Origin of the sequence: Variovorax glacialis (genome assembly GCF_051216375.1) — a bacterium.
Lineage (GTDB): Bacteria > Pseudomonadota > Gammaproteobacteria > Burkholderiales > Burkholderiaceae_C > Variovorax.
The window spans coordinates 81456-94589 of record NZ_JBPJZT010000014.1 but is presented as its reverse complement, the minus strand read 5'-3'; the positions used below and the strand labels follow the sequence as shown (position 1 = coordinate 94589).

General features: G+C 67.4%; 12 protein-coding genes and 2 pseudogenes. 13 read left to right on the top strand and 1 reads right to left on the bottom strand.

The features are described from left to right. The first annotated feature begins 8 nt into the window (after positions 1-8). From ACSFBL_RS27715 to ACSFBL_RS27695, 5 genes are all read left to right on the top strand, one after another. On the top strand, positions 9-893 hold the full coding sequence (locus ACSFBL_RS27715) for a VOC family protein (RefSeq protein WP_435519033.1): 885 nt from the start codon (positions 9-11) through the stop codon (positions 891-893). Positions 894-926: 33 nt separating this feature from the next. Then, positions 927-2003: a putative FMN-dependent luciferase-like monooxygenase gene (locus ACSFBL_RS27710; RefSeq protein WP_435519032.1), complete on the top strand. Its 1077-nt coding sequence runs from the start codon at positions 927-929 to the stop codon at positions 2001-2003. Beyond that, positions 2000-2647 (top strand): CMD domain protein, encoded by a 648-nt coding sequence (locus ACSFBL_RS27705; protein WP_435519031.1) that lies wholly within the window; start codon positions 2000-2002, stop codon positions 2645-2647. Before ACSFBL_RS27710 ends, ACSFBL_RS27705 begins: the two co-directional genes overlap by 4 nt. Beyond that, the gene (locus ACSFBL_RS27700; protein WP_435519030.1) at positions 2644-3258 is read left to right on the top strand and encodes an alkylhydroperoxidase domain protein; all 615 of its coding nucleotides are present in this window, start codon (positions 2644-2646) and stop codon (positions 3256-3258) included. Before ACSFBL_RS27705 ends, ACSFBL_RS27700 begins: the two co-directional genes overlap by 4 nt. 103 nt (positions 3259-3361) lie before the next feature. Beyond that, complete coding sequence (locus ACSFBL_RS27695) at positions 3362-4003, top strand: peroxiredoxin (RefSeq protein WP_435519029.1); 642 nt, start codon at positions 3362-3364, stop codon at positions 4001-4003. A 19-nt stretch (positions 4004-4022) separates the two neighbouring features. On the opposite strand, the pseudogene ACSFBL_RS27690 reads toward ACSFBL_RS27695, so the two are convergent. Further along, a pseudogene (locus ACSFBL_RS27690) lies at positions 4023-5350 on the bottom strand (LLM class flavin-dependent oxidoreductase). Between the two features lie 538 nt (positions 5351-5888). Here ACSFBL_RS27690 and ACSFBL_RS27685 point away from each other — a divergent pair. The 8 genes and pseudogenes from ACSFBL_RS27685 to ACSFBL_RS27650 all read left to right on the top strand — a co-directional run bounded on the left by ACSFBL_RS27685 (position 5889) and on the right by ACSFBL_RS27650 (position 13093). Further along, positions 5889-6737 (top strand): ABC transporter permease, encoded by an 849-nt coding sequence (locus ACSFBL_RS27685; protein ID WP_435519028.1) that lies wholly within the window; start codon positions 5889-5891, stop codon positions 6735-6737. A 22-nt stretch (positions 6738-6759) separates the two neighbouring features. Next, on the top strand, positions 6760-7581 hold the full coding sequence (locus ACSFBL_RS27680; RefSeq protein ID WP_435519027.1) for an ABC transporter permease: 822 nt from the start codon (positions 6760-6762) through the stop codon (positions 7579-7581). A 26-nt stretch (positions 7582-7607) separates the two neighbouring features. Continuing rightward, a complete protein-coding gene (locus ACSFBL_RS27675; RefSeq protein ID WP_435519026.1) occupies positions 7608-8387 on the top strand; it encodes an ABC transporter ATP-binding protein in 780 nt (259 codons plus the stop codon). Continuing rightward, positions 8384-9481 (top strand): ABC transporter substrate-binding protein, encoded by a 1098-nt coding sequence (locus tag ACSFBL_RS27670; RefSeq protein ID WP_435519025.1) that lies wholly within the window; start codon positions 8384-8386, stop codon positions 9479-9481. The genes ACSFBL_RS27675 and ACSFBL_RS27670 overlap by 4 nt, the downstream gene beginning before the upstream one ends. After that, positions 9478-10838 (top strand): annotated as a pseudogene (locus ACSFBL_RS27665) (sulfatase family protein). Before ACSFBL_RS27670 ends, ACSFBL_RS27665 begins: the two are co-directional and overlap by 4 nt. Beyond that, positions 10835-11608, top strand: a complete 774-nt coding sequence (locus ACSFBL_RS27660) for an SDR family NAD(P)-dependent oxidoreductase (RefSeq protein ID WP_435519024.1) — start codon at positions 10835-10837, stop codon at positions 11606-11608. Before ACSFBL_RS27665 ends, ACSFBL_RS27660 begins: the two are co-directional and overlap by 4 nt. A gap of 10 nt (positions 11609-11618) precedes the next feature. Then, a complete protein-coding gene (locus tag ACSFBL_RS27655) occupies positions 11619-12500 on the top strand; it encodes a CmcJ/NvfI family oxidoreductase (RefSeq protein WP_435519023.1) in 882 nt (293 codons plus the stop codon). Positions 12501-12613: 113 nt separating this feature from the next. Then, the gene (locus ACSFBL_RS27650; RefSeq protein ID WP_435519022.1) at positions 12614-13093 is read left to right on the top strand and encodes a rhodanese-like domain-containing protein; all 480 of its coding nucleotides are present in this window, start codon (positions 12614-12616) and stop codon (positions 13091-13093) included. Positions 13094-13134: the final 41 nt, after the last annotated feature.

The following is a 13134-nucleotide window of genomic DNA, read 5'->3' as shown; positions in this document are numbered from 1 at the left end:
CCCGTCTCATGACACTACAACTCGACCACATCGTCATCGCCGTCAACGACCTCGAAGCGAGCATTGACGACTACACGGCACTCGGATTCAACGTGCAGCGCGGCGGCGACCATCCGGGGCGGACGACGCACAACGCGCTGGTGGTCTTTGCCGACAGCAGCTACTTCGAGCTAATCGCATGGAAGGCACCGGCACCCGGGGAACGCTGGTGGCAAGTCCTTCAGCGCCACGGCGAAGGCATCGTGGACTTCGCCCTGCTGCCGCCGGACACGGCCGAGACCGTGAAGGCAGCCGCCCCTCGCGGCCTCGTATTGGACGGCCCGCTCGACGGCGGACGCGTGCGGCCCGATGGCGAACGCCTTCGCTGGCAGACGGCGCGGCCGCCATCGCCGGATCTTCCCTTTCTGTGCGGCGACATCACGCCGCGCAGCCTCCGCGTGCCGGAAGGCGATGCCCGCGTGCATCCCAACGGCGCGACGGGCGTGGCCAGCCTGGCGATCGCGGTGCGCGATCTCGATGCCACGCTGGCGCGCTACAGGGCACTCCTCGGTGATTCGGAGACTGCCGGTTCCGCGCGCGTCGGTGGCGCAGTCGCATTGCCCGGCGGACGCTCACGACTGGCGCTGATCGAACTCGGCGACAGCACGCTGGTGCTGTCCTCGACGCGCGAAGCACGGCAAAGTGTCGACGTGGAGGGCGACAGCGCCGACCCGATCGGCGCACGGCTGGCGCTGCACGGCGAAGGGCCCTTCGCGGTCGTGCTTCGGACTTCGCTGGCCGATGCGCCTCTTTCGCCGGATCTTGCGCGCACGCACGGCGCGAGCATCGAGTTCGACGGACACGGCGAATCGCCACGCAGGCACGCGGCTTCGGCCCGTCCTGCCTTCCTTTGATCAGCCGATCCGCAGTCCAGGAGATCTTCCATCGTGTCTTTGCCTTCACCCGTCACCGTGGCGGCGCCGACGAAAAAGCGCCTCGGCTTCTTTAGCCGGCTTCTCGACGACGCGCCGGCCGCCGAACGCTATCGGCTGGTGGCCGAGCAGATCGCGCATGCCGAGGCCTTCGGTTTCGATTCCGCCTGGGTGGCGCAGCATCACTTCCACGAGGCCGAGGGTGGGCTGCCGTCGCCTTTCGTCTTCCTGGCCCATGTGGCGGCGCGCACACGTCGGATTCGCCTGGGCACGGGCGTCGTGACGCTTCCGCTGGAAAACGCGGTGCGTGTGGCCGAGGATGCCGTCGTGTTCGACCTGCTGTCGGGCGGCCGACTCGAATTCGGCGTCGGTACCGGCGGAACGCCTTCGTCCTTCACTGCGTTCGGACTTTCGAGTGAAGCGCGTGCGGAAGTCTTCGCGCGTCACCTGGCCCTCGTGCGCGACGCATGGGCCGGGCGCCCGTTGCCCGGTGGCGACCATCTCTATCCCTCGTCCCCGCAACTGCTCGACCGGGTCTGGCAGGCGACCTTTTCCGAGGGTGGCGGCATTCGGGCAGGGGAGGCCGGTGACGGGCTGATGCTCTCGCGCACGCAGCCTCGCCCCGACAGCGCCCCTCGTGCCTCGCTGGCCGAACTCCAAGGTCCGATCATCGACGCGTATCTCGCGCGGCTGCCCGCGGGGCGCCCGCCGCGCATCATGGGGTCGCGGTCGGTGTTCGTCGCTGACGACCGTGCCGAGGCGCTTCGGCTGGCCGAGCGGGGCCTTCGCCGCAGCGTCGCGCGCTTCGGCGATCCGAGCCGTCCCGGCGCGGACGCTTCACTGCAGGAGCTGATCGCCGGCCACGACGTTCACGTCGGCACCGTCGACGATGTCATCGCCTCGCTGAGCGCCGACCGCGTGCTCGACCGTGTGACCGACATGGTGTTCCAGGTCCATTCGGTCGACCCGCCGCACCCGCTCATTCTTCGCTCCATCGAGCTCATCGCGACCCGGGTCGCGCCCGCCCTTGGCTGGTCGCGCGCCGAGCCGTCCGCCGCTGCCCACCCACCCACCCAAGCACTTGCCGCATGACCAACGCATCGACATCCGACGTGATCGACCAACTGTCCGGCATCGCGCCGGGCCATCCTCTCGACGCGATACGCGCGGGGCGTGCGCAGGCGCGCATCCACAGCCAGCAAAGCTGGCTGGCGTTGTTCGAGCCCGAACTGCCTGCAACGGGCGAGTTCACCCTGGAGCAGCGCTTCGCGGTCGCCACCTTCGTGACGGCCGTGCAAAGGCAGGCGCAGGCCAGCCGCTTCTATGCGGGAGGTCTCGCCCGGCAGGGCGCCTCGCAGCGCTTGATCAACGCACTCGACATCGAGGCTGCCGCGGGCGCTGCGACCGGGCCGTACGGCCGCTTCCCGGCGGGCCCGCTGAGCGCGGAAGACGCGCCGGGGCCGACCTGGCGCGCGAGCGATGCGGGCAGGGCCATCCTCGGCGCGCGTCTCTCGGCTGCATTGGCGCATGCGCACCTTCTCGTGTTCTATCCGAGGGATGCCGGTGCGCAGGACCTGCAGGCCCTTCTCGATGCCGGGTGGTCTCCGACCGACATCGTGACCCTGTCGCAACTGGTCGCGTTCCTCGCGTTCCAGGTGCGTGTGGTGGCTGGCCTTCAGGTGCTGGCGGAACACCCGGCCGCCGCGGGTTCGAAGCGGGAGCCGTTGGCATCATGACGCTCACGACATTGCAACACCCGGGCAACATCCCGCCCAACGCGTTCACGCAGGACGAGCTTGACTGGCTTCCGTGGCTGCCGCCATTGCGCGAAGACGAACTGACCGACCGTCAGCGGGAGGGACTGGTGGATGCATCACGCGCGAAGTCGCCGTACTTCATGCTGCTGGCGCGCGACCCGGACATCCTCGGCGCCCGAACGCGCACCGACAAGGACATCTTCTACAACCCGGAAGCGGGCCTGCCGCGCGCGGAACGCGAACTCGCGGCCGCCGCGACCTCGCGCTACAACGGGTGCATCTATTGCGCATCGGTGCATGCGCGCTTCGCGTCGCACTTCTCCCACCGGACCGACGACGTGCAGCGCTTGCTGGACGAAGGCGTGGGCGCCGGCATCGACGAACGCTGGGACGCGATCGTCGAGGCGTCGGTGGCCCTGTCGTCGACCCCGGTCGCCTTCGGCCCGGCGCACGTGGCGCGGCTGCGCGCGGCAGGCCTCGACGACCTCGCGATCTCGGACGTCATTCATGGGGCCGCATTCTTCAATTGGGCGAATCGCCTCATGCTCTCTCTCGGGGAGCCGGCAACAAGGAGCGCGCCCCGTTCCTGAAGCGGCATATGCGCAATCCCGATACCGAAAGAAGAAGACATTCGTTGGGGCTGCGCGTGCCGCTTCACACAATCGCTTCGTTCATCATCTTTGCGGAGCCTTCATGACGACCTTGCGACTCGGCGACATCGCGCCCAATTTCACCCAGGATTCGAGCGAAGGCCCGATCGACTTCTACCAGTGGGCGGGCGATTCGTGGGTGGTGTTCTTCTCGCACCCCGCCGACTTCACGCCCGTCTGCACCACTGAACTGGGCAAGACGGCCGCGCTGTCAGGCGAGTTCGCCAGGCGCGGCGTCAAGCCGATCGCGATCAGCGTCGATCCGGTCGACAAGCACAGGGAATGGATCGGGGACATCAACGACACGCAGAACACCACGGTAAACTTCCCGATCCTGGCGGACGCCGACCGCAAGGTGGCGGACCTCTATGACCTGATCCATCCGAACGCCTCCACCACGGCTACGGTGCGCAGCGTCTTCATCATCGATCCGAAGAAGGTGATCCGCACCACGATCACCTATCCGGCGAGCACCGGCCGCAACTTCGACGAGATCCTCCGCGTGATCGACTCGCTGCAGCTTACCGACAGCCACAAGGTCGCAACGCCCGTGAACTGGAAGGATGGCGATGACGTCGTGATCATCCCGAGCCTGCAGGATCCGGCCGAGATCGCCGAGCGTTTCCCGAAGGGCTTCAAGGCCATCCGTCCCTACCTTCGCCTGACGCCGCAGCCGAACAGGTGAGAGCGGACGGCGCGCCCGGTCACTGGCGCGCCGGAAGGAATTGGTTGGCGGGGCGGGGCAGGCCCAGGTTCTCGCGCAGCGTGCGACCCTCGTATTCACGGCGGAAGAGGCCGCGCCGCTGAAGCTCGGGCACGACCCGATCCGCGAACGCGTCGAGCCCGCCCGGAAGCCACGGGAACATGATGTTGAAGCCGTCGCTGCCTTCGGTCTCCAGCCATTCCTGCATCTCGTCGGCGATGCTCTCCGCGGTGCCGACGAAGGCCAGTCCGCCGTAGCCGCCCAGGCGCTGCGCGAGTTGCCGCACGGTAAAGCCTTCGCGCTCGGCCAGGTCGATCACGCGCGCGCGGCTGCTCTGGCTCGCATTGGTCTGCGGCACCGCGGGCAGCGGCGCGTCGGGATCGAACTTCGAGGCGTCATGACCGAGCGCGATCGAGAGCGACGCGATCGCGCTGTCGTAGTGCACCAGGCTGTCGAGCCGGGCGCGAATGGCGCGTGCTTCGGCCAGCGTGTCGCCCACCACGACGAAGGCGGCGGGCAGGATCTTCAGGTGATCGCGCTCGCGGCCCAGGGCGGCGAGCCGGCCCTTGACGTCGGCGTAGAAGCGCTGGCCTTCCCGCAGCGTGCCGGGGGCGGCGAAGATCACTTCGGCCGTCTCGGCGGCCAGTTGCCGGCCGGGCTCCGAGGCACCGGCCTGGACGATGACCGGCCAGCCCTGCACCGGCCGTGCGATGTGCAGCGGCCCGCGGACCGACAGGTACTTGCCCTTGTGGTCCAGCGTGTGGAGCCGCGCAGGGTCGAAGAAAAGGCCGGATCGCGGACGAAGGCGTCGTCGGCCCAACTGTCCCACAGGCCCGTCACCACGTCGTAGAACTCTCGCGCCCGCGCGTAGCGTTCGTCGTGCGGCATGTGGTCCTCGCGTCCGAAGTTGAGCGCGGCGTCGGGATTCGAGGTGGTGACGATGTTCCAGCCGGCGCGGCCGTTGCTCAGGTGATCCAGCGACGCGAAGCGGCGTGCGATGTGGAACGGCTCGTCGAAGGTGGTCGAGGCGGTCGCGACCAGGCCGATGTGCCCGGTGTGCTGGCTCAGCGCCGACAGCAGCGTGAAGGGCTCGAAGGAGCTGACCGTATGGCTGCGCTTGAGTGCCTCCATGGGCATGTTGAGCACCGCGAGATGGTCGGCCATGAAGAAAGCGTCGAAGCGGGCGCGTTCCAGCGTCTGCGCAAAGCGCTTGAGATACGCGAAGTTGAAGTTCGCATCGGCAAAGGCGCCGGGGTAGCGCCAGGCACCGGTGTGAATGCTGACCGGGCGCATGAAGGCGCCGAGCTTGAGTTGGCGGTTGGAGGGCATAGACCGCCGTTGTAAGCGATCGTCGGCGACTCTGCCAAAGACCCAATGCTTCGATGCTTATTCCCCGGCGTTCCAAGCCATGCGTCTCCTGCGGATTCAGCGGGAAACGCATCTGCAAACTCGTATTCCTTCGTTTGCAGGGAGGCCGGGCGTCCGCAGAATTCGCCGGGTCGTCCCCGTGCACCGGCCTGACCCTCGGCAAAGTCGGTTGTATTGGCTATATGCAACTGACTTAACGGTCGTTCCAGTCCCCGCCGCCCGTTCTGACAATCGCGCTTACTTCTTTTCGAAGATCCAGGATTCCCTCATGCTGCCTGTCCCCGCTGAGTTGACGCCCCGCGAGCATGCCCTTCGCGTGATCGCGCAAACAGTTTCGGTCTGGAAGATCGCGCCAGCCTCGCAGCGCGAGGTCGCCCGTCGAGCGCCACACGGTCATGTGCCGACCCGGATCATGCGGCGGCTCCGGGCCGCAGCGGTGGCATACGGCCGGCCGGCCCTTGCGCATTCGTGGTGAGTCGAGGCCCTGATCCGCGTCCTCATGTCGACCCCGTCCGCCGATCTGCCCTTTGTCCTGGCCGCTGAACACACATCGCGGCGTCCGGCCGCCTGGTCCTGGCGCAACGGGTGGCAGCGCGTGCTGCCGCGTCTGGCGGGCTGGCCCTTTCCATTGGCCGTGCTGCTGCTCTGGTACCTCGGCGCTCGCTTCGAGTGGATCGCGCCGCAGGTGCTGCCGTCCCCTGCGGCCGTCTGGACGACGCTGGTCGACCTGTTCCGTACCGGGGAAATCTGGGGACATCTGCAAGTCAGCCTCATCCGGGTGTTCGCCGGCTTTGCGCTTGGCCTGTTCGCCGGCGGCGCGCTCGGCGTCGCGATGGGGTTGTGGCCGACCTTCAAGGACTATGTCTATCCGCTTTTCAAGGCCTTCAGCCAGATTCCGGTGCTGGGCTGGCTGCCGCTGCTGATGCTGCTCGTCGGCATCGACGAGGCCCTCAAGATCATCCTGATCGCCAAGGCTGCGCTGGTGCCGGTGGCGCTCAACACCTACAAGGGCATCGAGGCGGTGCCGACGCACTACATCGAAGTGGCCCGGGTGCTGCGCTTCACCCGCTGGCAACTGCTGACCAAGGTCGTGTTTCCGTCGGCTTTCGCGCCGATCTGGAACGGCGTGCGCTACGGCTTCACCCACGCGTGGCTGGCGTTGGTGGTGGTCGAACTGCTGGCGTCGAGCGAGGGCATCGGCTTTCTCATCGTCTACGGCCGGCAACTCTTCCAGCTCGATGTCGTACTGGCCGCGGTGGTCGTGGTGGGGGCCGTGGGTTTCGCGCTGGACCGGATCCTCGCGCTGATCGAAGCGCGTCTGACGCGCTGGCGCAGGGTGGGATTCTGAGCGCCGTGCCTTTGACTTCATCATGAGCGACATCTCTTCGTTGCCAATCACCGGCCGTCGCGCCGGCATGCGCCATCCCGTCCCGCGTGCCGTGCGCGGCTGGGTCGTACCCGCTGGGCTGCTGTTGCTGTGGTGGGCCGCCTTTCACTTCGGCTGGAGCACTTCCGCGCTGCTGGTGTCACCCGCGGCCGTGTGGCAGCGCGGCGTGCGCTACGCGGCCAGCGGCGAACTCTGGACGGCGCTCGGGTCGAGTCTGTGGCGCAACCTGGCCGGCTTCACCATCGGTGCCGGCGCGGGGCTGGTATTCGGCGCGGCACTCGGCTTCTCGCGGCTGTTCGAGCGCGCGGTGGGCCCCAGCTTCCACACGCTCAAGCAGATCTCGCTGTTTGCCTGGATCCCGCTGATCTCGGTGTGGTTCGGCCTGGGCGACACGGCCAAGGTGGCCTTCCTGTCGCTCGCGGCCTTCTTCCCGGTGGTGCTCAACACCTTCGAGGGCATCCGGAGTGTCCCGCGCGCGTTCATCGAAGTGGCGCGCGTGCTGCGTTTCAGCCGGCGCCAGATGCTGTCGCGCGTGGTGCTGCCGAGCGCGTCGCCTTCGATCTTCGCGGGTATCCACCTGGCGCTTATCTACGCGTGGCTCGCCACGCTCGGCGCCGAGTATCTGCTCGTGGCGGGGCAGGGCATCGGCAACACCATGATCGACGGGCGCGAGCGCTTCGAGATGGATCTGGTGATCTTCGGCGTGATCGTGGTGGGGCTGGTCGGGTTCACGCTGAACTGGGTCGCGACACAAGTCGAGCGTCGTCTCCTCGCATGGCGTGGCCGTTCGGTCGCGCAGTTCTGAATCGCAACCCAGGGACTATCTTCATCATGGCGAACAACGCTGGCACGCTCGACATCCGACGTCTGAGCAAGCATTACGAAGTTGAGGGCGAGCCGCTCGAGGTGCTGAGCGACATCTCGCTGCGCATCGAGCCGGGCGAGTTCGTCAGCATCGTCGGCACGAGCGGCTGCGGCAAGTCGACGCTGCTGCGGCTGGTGGTCGGTCTGGAGTACGACTACGAGGGCGAAGTGCTGCTCGACGGCCAGCGCATCGTCGGCACCAGCCTGGACCGGGGCATCGTGTTCCAGGAGCACCGCCTCTTTCCCTGGCTGACGGTGGAGGACAACATCGCGCTCGGCCTGCTCAACGCGCCGATGACCGAAGGACAGAAGCGTTTCGCCGTGCGCGACCACATCGCGCTGGTCGGCCTGAATGGCTTCGAGAAAGCCTGGCCGCATCAACTGTCGGGCGGGATGGCGCAACGGGTGGCGATCGCCCGCGCGCTGGTGAACCGGCCCGAAATCCTGCTTCTCGACGAGCCCTTCGGCGCACTCGACGCTATCACGCGGGCCCATCTGCAGCAAGAGCTGCAGCGTATCTGGGAGGCTGAGGGCATCACGACGATCCTGGTGACGCATGACGTCGAGGAGGCCGTGTTTCTCGGCGACAAGGTGGTGGTGATGGCGCCGCGCCCCGGCCGCATCCAGCGCATCGTGCCGGTGCCCTTGCCGCATCCCCGCAACCGTTCATCGCAGGTGTTCGCCGAAGTCAAGGGCGTCGTCCTGGCGGAATTCAATCAACCCATTCCACACGAGAGCTTTGCATGATTTCTTCTAGAGATTCCCTCGGCCGCCGTTCATTCGTGGCCGCAGCCGTTGCGTTCGCCGGGCTGCTTGCGTCGGGCACCGCGCCGGCGGCCGAACTGCCCAAGGTGATCCGCCTCGCTGCGCCCGAGCAGGGCAGCGCGGGCAAGTCCTTTGCCGGCGCCGGGCCGGTGTCGCTCGCCTATGCAAGCAAGGCGATCGAGGCCGAGTTCGAGAAGGATGGCGTCAAGGTCGAATGGAAGTTCTTCAAGGGCGCGGGGCCCGCCATCAACGAGGCGCTGGCCACCGGGCAGCTGGACGTGGTGTTCCTGGGCGACCTGGCCGGCGTGATCGGGCGCGCGAGCGGGCTCAAGACGCGACTTGTCCATGCGGGAGGCCGCGGCAGCAACAGCTACCTGGCGGCGGCGCTGGGCTCCAACATCCAGAGCTTCAAGGATCTGAAGGGCAAGCGCGTCGCTGTGCTGCGCGGCACCGCCTACCAGTTGTCCTTCAATCGCCTGCTCGAAGACCAGGGCCTGACGGAAAAGGACGTTCGCTTTACCAACCTCGACTGGCCGACCTCCAAGGCGGCGTTGGTCAGCAAGGACATCGACGCCACCTTCGGCGGTGCCGACCTGCAACTGCTCAAGCTCGCCGGCACGGCTGATATTCCCGTCAGCACGCGCGGCAAGGGGCCGATCTACGGCATCAATTCGGGCACGATCGCCACCGACGAGTTCGCCACGAAGTACCCGGAAGCGCTGACGCGGCTCGTCAAGGTGCTCGTGCAGCAGGCGCATGCCGCTTCGCTCGACGAGAGCCAGCGCGCGGCGCTGTTCACGCGCTTCCACGACATCAGCGGCCTGCCGGTGGCATTGTTCGCGAGCGACTTCGAGGGCACGACGATCAAGGAACGCTACTCGCCGCTGCTCGACAACGGCTTCGTGTCGCACTATGCGGACGTGATCGATGGCGCGAAGAAGGTCGGCATCATTCGCCAGACCTACGACCCGCAGGCATGGGCCGATCCCAGCTTCCTGAACCGTGCACTGAAGGAGTTGAGGCTGGAGGGCTTCTGGGCACCCACCAACGCCGCCGGGCTGGTGGCAGCACGATGAGCGCCAGCAAGCCCAACATCGTCTTCATCCTGGCCGACGATCTCGGCTGGGCCGATCTCGGCGTCTATGGCCAGGCCGGCTTCGCCACCCCGCAGCTGGACCGCCTCGCAGGGCAGGGCGTGCGCTTCACGCAGGCCTACGCCAATTCGGCCGTCTGCTCGGCCACGCGCTTTGCGCTGATCACCGGTCGCTACCAGTACCGTCTTCGCGGCGGGCTGGAGGAGCCGATCGCCAGCGTCGGCAAGGGGCTGGGCCTGCCGCCCGAACATCCGACCTTGCCCTCGCTGCTCAAGGCGGCCGGCTACGACACGGCGCTCATCGGCAAGTGGCATCTCGGCCGCCCACCGGAATACGGACCGTTGAAGAGCGGCTACGACCGCTTCTTCGGCAACCTGAACGGCGTGGTCGACTATTTCACGCACAAGTCCGGCGTTGGCGAGCACGTGCCGCGCGACCTGTGGGAAGGCGAGGAGCCGGTGGAACGAACTGGCTACTACACGCAGATCCTGGCCGACGAGGCCGTGGCCTACCTGCGCGACCAGCGTGATGTCGCTGGGCGTCCCTTCTTCCTGTCGCTGCACTTCACGGCACCGCATTGGCCCTGGGAAGGGAAGGACCGGGCGACGAAGCGATCGCGCATGAACTGCGGGATCTCTTTCACTACGACGGCGGCAACCTGCGGAAGTACGGCGAGATCGTCCGGGCGCTCGATGCCGCCGTCGGCCAGGTGCTCGCCGCGCTGGACGACACGGGGCAGGCCGGCAACACCATCGTGGTCTTCACGAGCGACAACGGCGGTGAGCGTTTCTCCCAGACCTGGCCCTTTGTCGGCCAGAAGACAGAGCTGCTCGAGGGCGGCCTGCGCGTGCCGACGCTGCTGCGCTGGCCAGCGCGCATCAAGCCGCAGGTCCAGGATCAGGTGACGATGAGCTTCGACTGGCTGCCCACGCTGCTGGCTGCGGCCGGCGTTGCCCCTGACCGGGACTACCCGAGCGACGGCGAGAACATCCTGCCGGTCCTTGAAGGGATCACCGCCGTGCATCCGCGCACGCTGTACTGGCGCTACAAGGCGCAGGCCCAGCGCGCCGTGCGAGACGGTGACTGGAAGTACCTGAAGATCAACGACAACGAGTTCCTGTTCGATGTCGTGGTCGACGAGCGCGAGCGCGCCAATCTGCGGGAACGCGAACCCGAGGTGTTTGCACGGCTCAAGCGGCAGTGGATCGAGTGGGACCGCGAGTTCCTGCCGATCACCGACGAGGTCTTCACCCACGGCATCACGCCAGACATCCAGGCCGACCGCTACGTACCGCACAGCCTGACCCGCATCGCACCTGGCGAGAGGACGAAAGCATGAGCAGCACATTCCAGGCAGAACGCGCGCGAGTGGCATGGATCGCCGGTGTCGGCGCCAGCGCCGGGCTCGGCGCTGCGCTGGCGCGGCGCTTCGCCCGCGGCGGCTTCACCGTCGCCCTGACCGGACGCACCGGGCAGCAACTGCAGGCGGTCGCCGGCGAGATCGAGGCGGCGGGCGGGCGGGCGCACGCCTTCTCCGGCGATGTAGGGAGCGAAGCGGAGATCCACGGCATCGCACAGCGCGTGCAGGCACTCGGCGCCCTGTCCGTCGCCGCCTTCAATGCCGCGAGCGCGGTGCGCGCGCCGACGCTGGAGCTCACGGTCGACCAGTTCACGCAGGCGTGGCGCACCAGCACGCTGGGCGGCTTCATCTTCGGGCGCGAGGCGCTGCAGTTGCTGCTGGCCAATGGGCTGGACCCCCGGGCGCCGAACGGACGCGGCAGTCTCCTGATCACCGGCGCCACCGCCGCCCTGCGCGGCAAGCCCCCATTCGCCGCTTTCGCGTCGGCCAAGGCGGGGCTGCGTTCGCTCAGCCAGAGCCTGGCACGGGAATTCGGGCCGCAGGGCATTCACGTCGCCCACGTGGTCATCGACGGCGGCATCGATGGCGAGAGGCTGCGCAGCAATGCCCCGCAGCGTGTGGCGCAGGCCGGCGACGACGGCCTGCTCAACCTGGACGCGATCGCCGAGAGCTACTGGCAATTGCATCTGCAGCATCGCAGCGCCTGGACGCAGGAAATCGACCTGCGACCGTTCAAGGAACCTTTCTGAGGAGATTCCCATGAGTGCCGTACTGAATGCCTGGCCGGGCGTCGCGAACGTCTCTGCCGTGCGGGCCGAACTCAACTACCTGGCGCCGGGCGACGTCCGGCCGGTCAGCTACACCTTCGAGCCGCCCGCCGGAACGCCCTGGAGCACCGGCGAGCTGGCTCCGGAATGGGTCACGATCCACGACGGCCGCTCGCTGGCCGCACTGGGCGAGCTCTCGCTCGACCGCAGCGGATTTTCTCAACTCGCGCACCGCAGCGCCTTGACCGACTTCAGCGAAGATGCGGCCATCCGCACGCTGTACTACGCCGAATCGGCCGAACTGCTGCGCAAGGCAACCGGTGCCGAGAAGGTCGTGGTGTTCGACCACACCCTGCGCGACAGCGCGAAAGGCTCGCGCACGACGAAGACGCTGCGCGAACCCGTGCGCAGGGTGCATAACGACCAGACCTTCGTCTCGGGACCGCGCCGCGTGCGCGACCATCTGCCTCCCGACGAAGCGGCTGAACGGCTCAAGCACCGCTTCGCCATCATCAACCTGTGGCGGCCGCTGGCGACCGTGGAGCAGTTGCCGCTGGCACTGTGCGATGCGCGCTCCATCGCGCCAGGGGATCTGGTGCCCAGTGACCTCGTCTACCCCGACAAGGTCGGCGAGACCTATTCGTTTCTGTACAACCCGGAGCACCGCTGGTACTGGTTCCCGCGGCTGCGCAGCGACGAACCGCTTCTGATGAAGATCTACGACTCGCGCGAGGACGGTACTGCGCGCCTGACGGCGCACACCGCGTTCGTTCATCCGGACACGGGCCCCGATGCGCCGGCGCGCCGCAGCATCGAACTGCGCGCGCTGGTGTTCTGGCCGGGCGAAGGCTCTCATCCCGATGTCCGGACATAGATGAATCGGTTGTTAGGAACTGATTTTTCAGTCGTTTGTGTTGGATGCGGTTCCTCCTAGAGTGGTCTATCGCCATCACGCGCGACCCGCAATTCTTCACAACGGAGCCATTCATGTCATCGGACGTCGACACCCTCGCGCTGCCGGCCGCACTGGAGCAAGCCCAGGCCGCAGCGGAACAACAGAACCTTCCCTATGCCGGCGGCGTCGCGCCGACGGTCGCATGGCAACTCGTCCAGCGGGGCGAGGCCGTGCTGGTCGACGTACGCTCGGGCGAGGAACGCAAATTCGTGGGGCAGGTGCCCGAGAGCCTGCACGTGCCGTGGGCCACCGGCACCGCGCTCACCCGCAACCCGCGCTTCGTGCGCGAACTCGAAGCCAAGCTCGCCAAGGATGGCGGCAAGGACGCCGTGGTGCTCCTGCTGTGCCGCAGCGGCAAGCGCTCGGCACTCGCGGCGGAGGCCGCAACGAAAGCCGGGTTCAGCCATGTCTTCAATGTGCTGGAGGGTTTCGAGGGCGAGATCGACGCCAACCAGCATCGCGGCGTGGCGGACGGCTGGAGATTCCACCGGCTGCCCTGGGTCCAGGACTGAGCGAGGGACGCGCGCCGCCAAGAGCGCGCAACCGGGCGTAC

Bases quoted from the DNA above. Each gene is read 5' to 3' on its own strand.
- ACSFBL_RS27715 (WP_435519033.1), top strand. From the start codon at position 9: ATGACACTACAACTCGACCACATCGTCATCGCCGTCAACGACCTCGAA.
- ACSFBL_RS27705 (WP_435519031.1), top strand. From the start codon at position 2,000: ATGACCAACGCATCGACATCCGACGTGATCGACCAACTGTCCGGCATC.
- ACSFBL_RS27700 (WP_435519030.1), top strand. From the start codon at position 2,644: ATGACGCTCACGACATTGCAACACCCGGGCAACATCCCGCCCAACGCG.
- ACSFBL_RS27695 (WP_435519029.1), top strand. From the start codon at position 3,362: ATGACGACCTTGCGACTCGGCGACATCGCGCCCAATTTCACCCAGGAT.
- ACSFBL_RS27685 (WP_435519028.1), top strand. From the start codon at position 5,889: ATGTCGACCCCGTCCGCCGATCTGCCCTTTGTCCTGGCCGCTGAACAC.
- ACSFBL_RS27680 (WP_435519027.1), top strand. From the start codon at position 6,760: ATGAGCGACATCTCTTCGTTGCCAATCACCGGCCGTCGCGCCGGCATG.
- ACSFBL_RS27675 (WP_435519026.1), top strand. From the start codon at position 7,608: ATGGCGAACAACGCTGGCACGCTCGACATCCGACGTCTGAGCAAGCAT.
- ACSFBL_RS27670 (WP_435519025.1), top strand. From the start codon at position 8,384: ATGATTTCTTCTAGAGATTCCCTCGGCCGCCGTTCATTCGTGGCCGCA.
- ACSFBL_RS27660 (WP_435519024.1), top strand. From the start codon at position 10,835: ATGAGCAGCACATTCCAGGCAGAACGCGCGCGAGTGGCATGGATCGCC.
- ACSFBL_RS27655 (WP_435519023.1), top strand. From the start codon at position 11,619: ATGAGTGCCGTACTGAATGCCTGGCCGGGCGTCGCGAACGTCTCTGCC.
- ACSFBL_RS27650 (WP_435519022.1), top strand. From the start codon at position 12,614: ATGTCATCGGACGTCGACACCCTCGCGCTGCCGGCCGCACTGGAGCAA.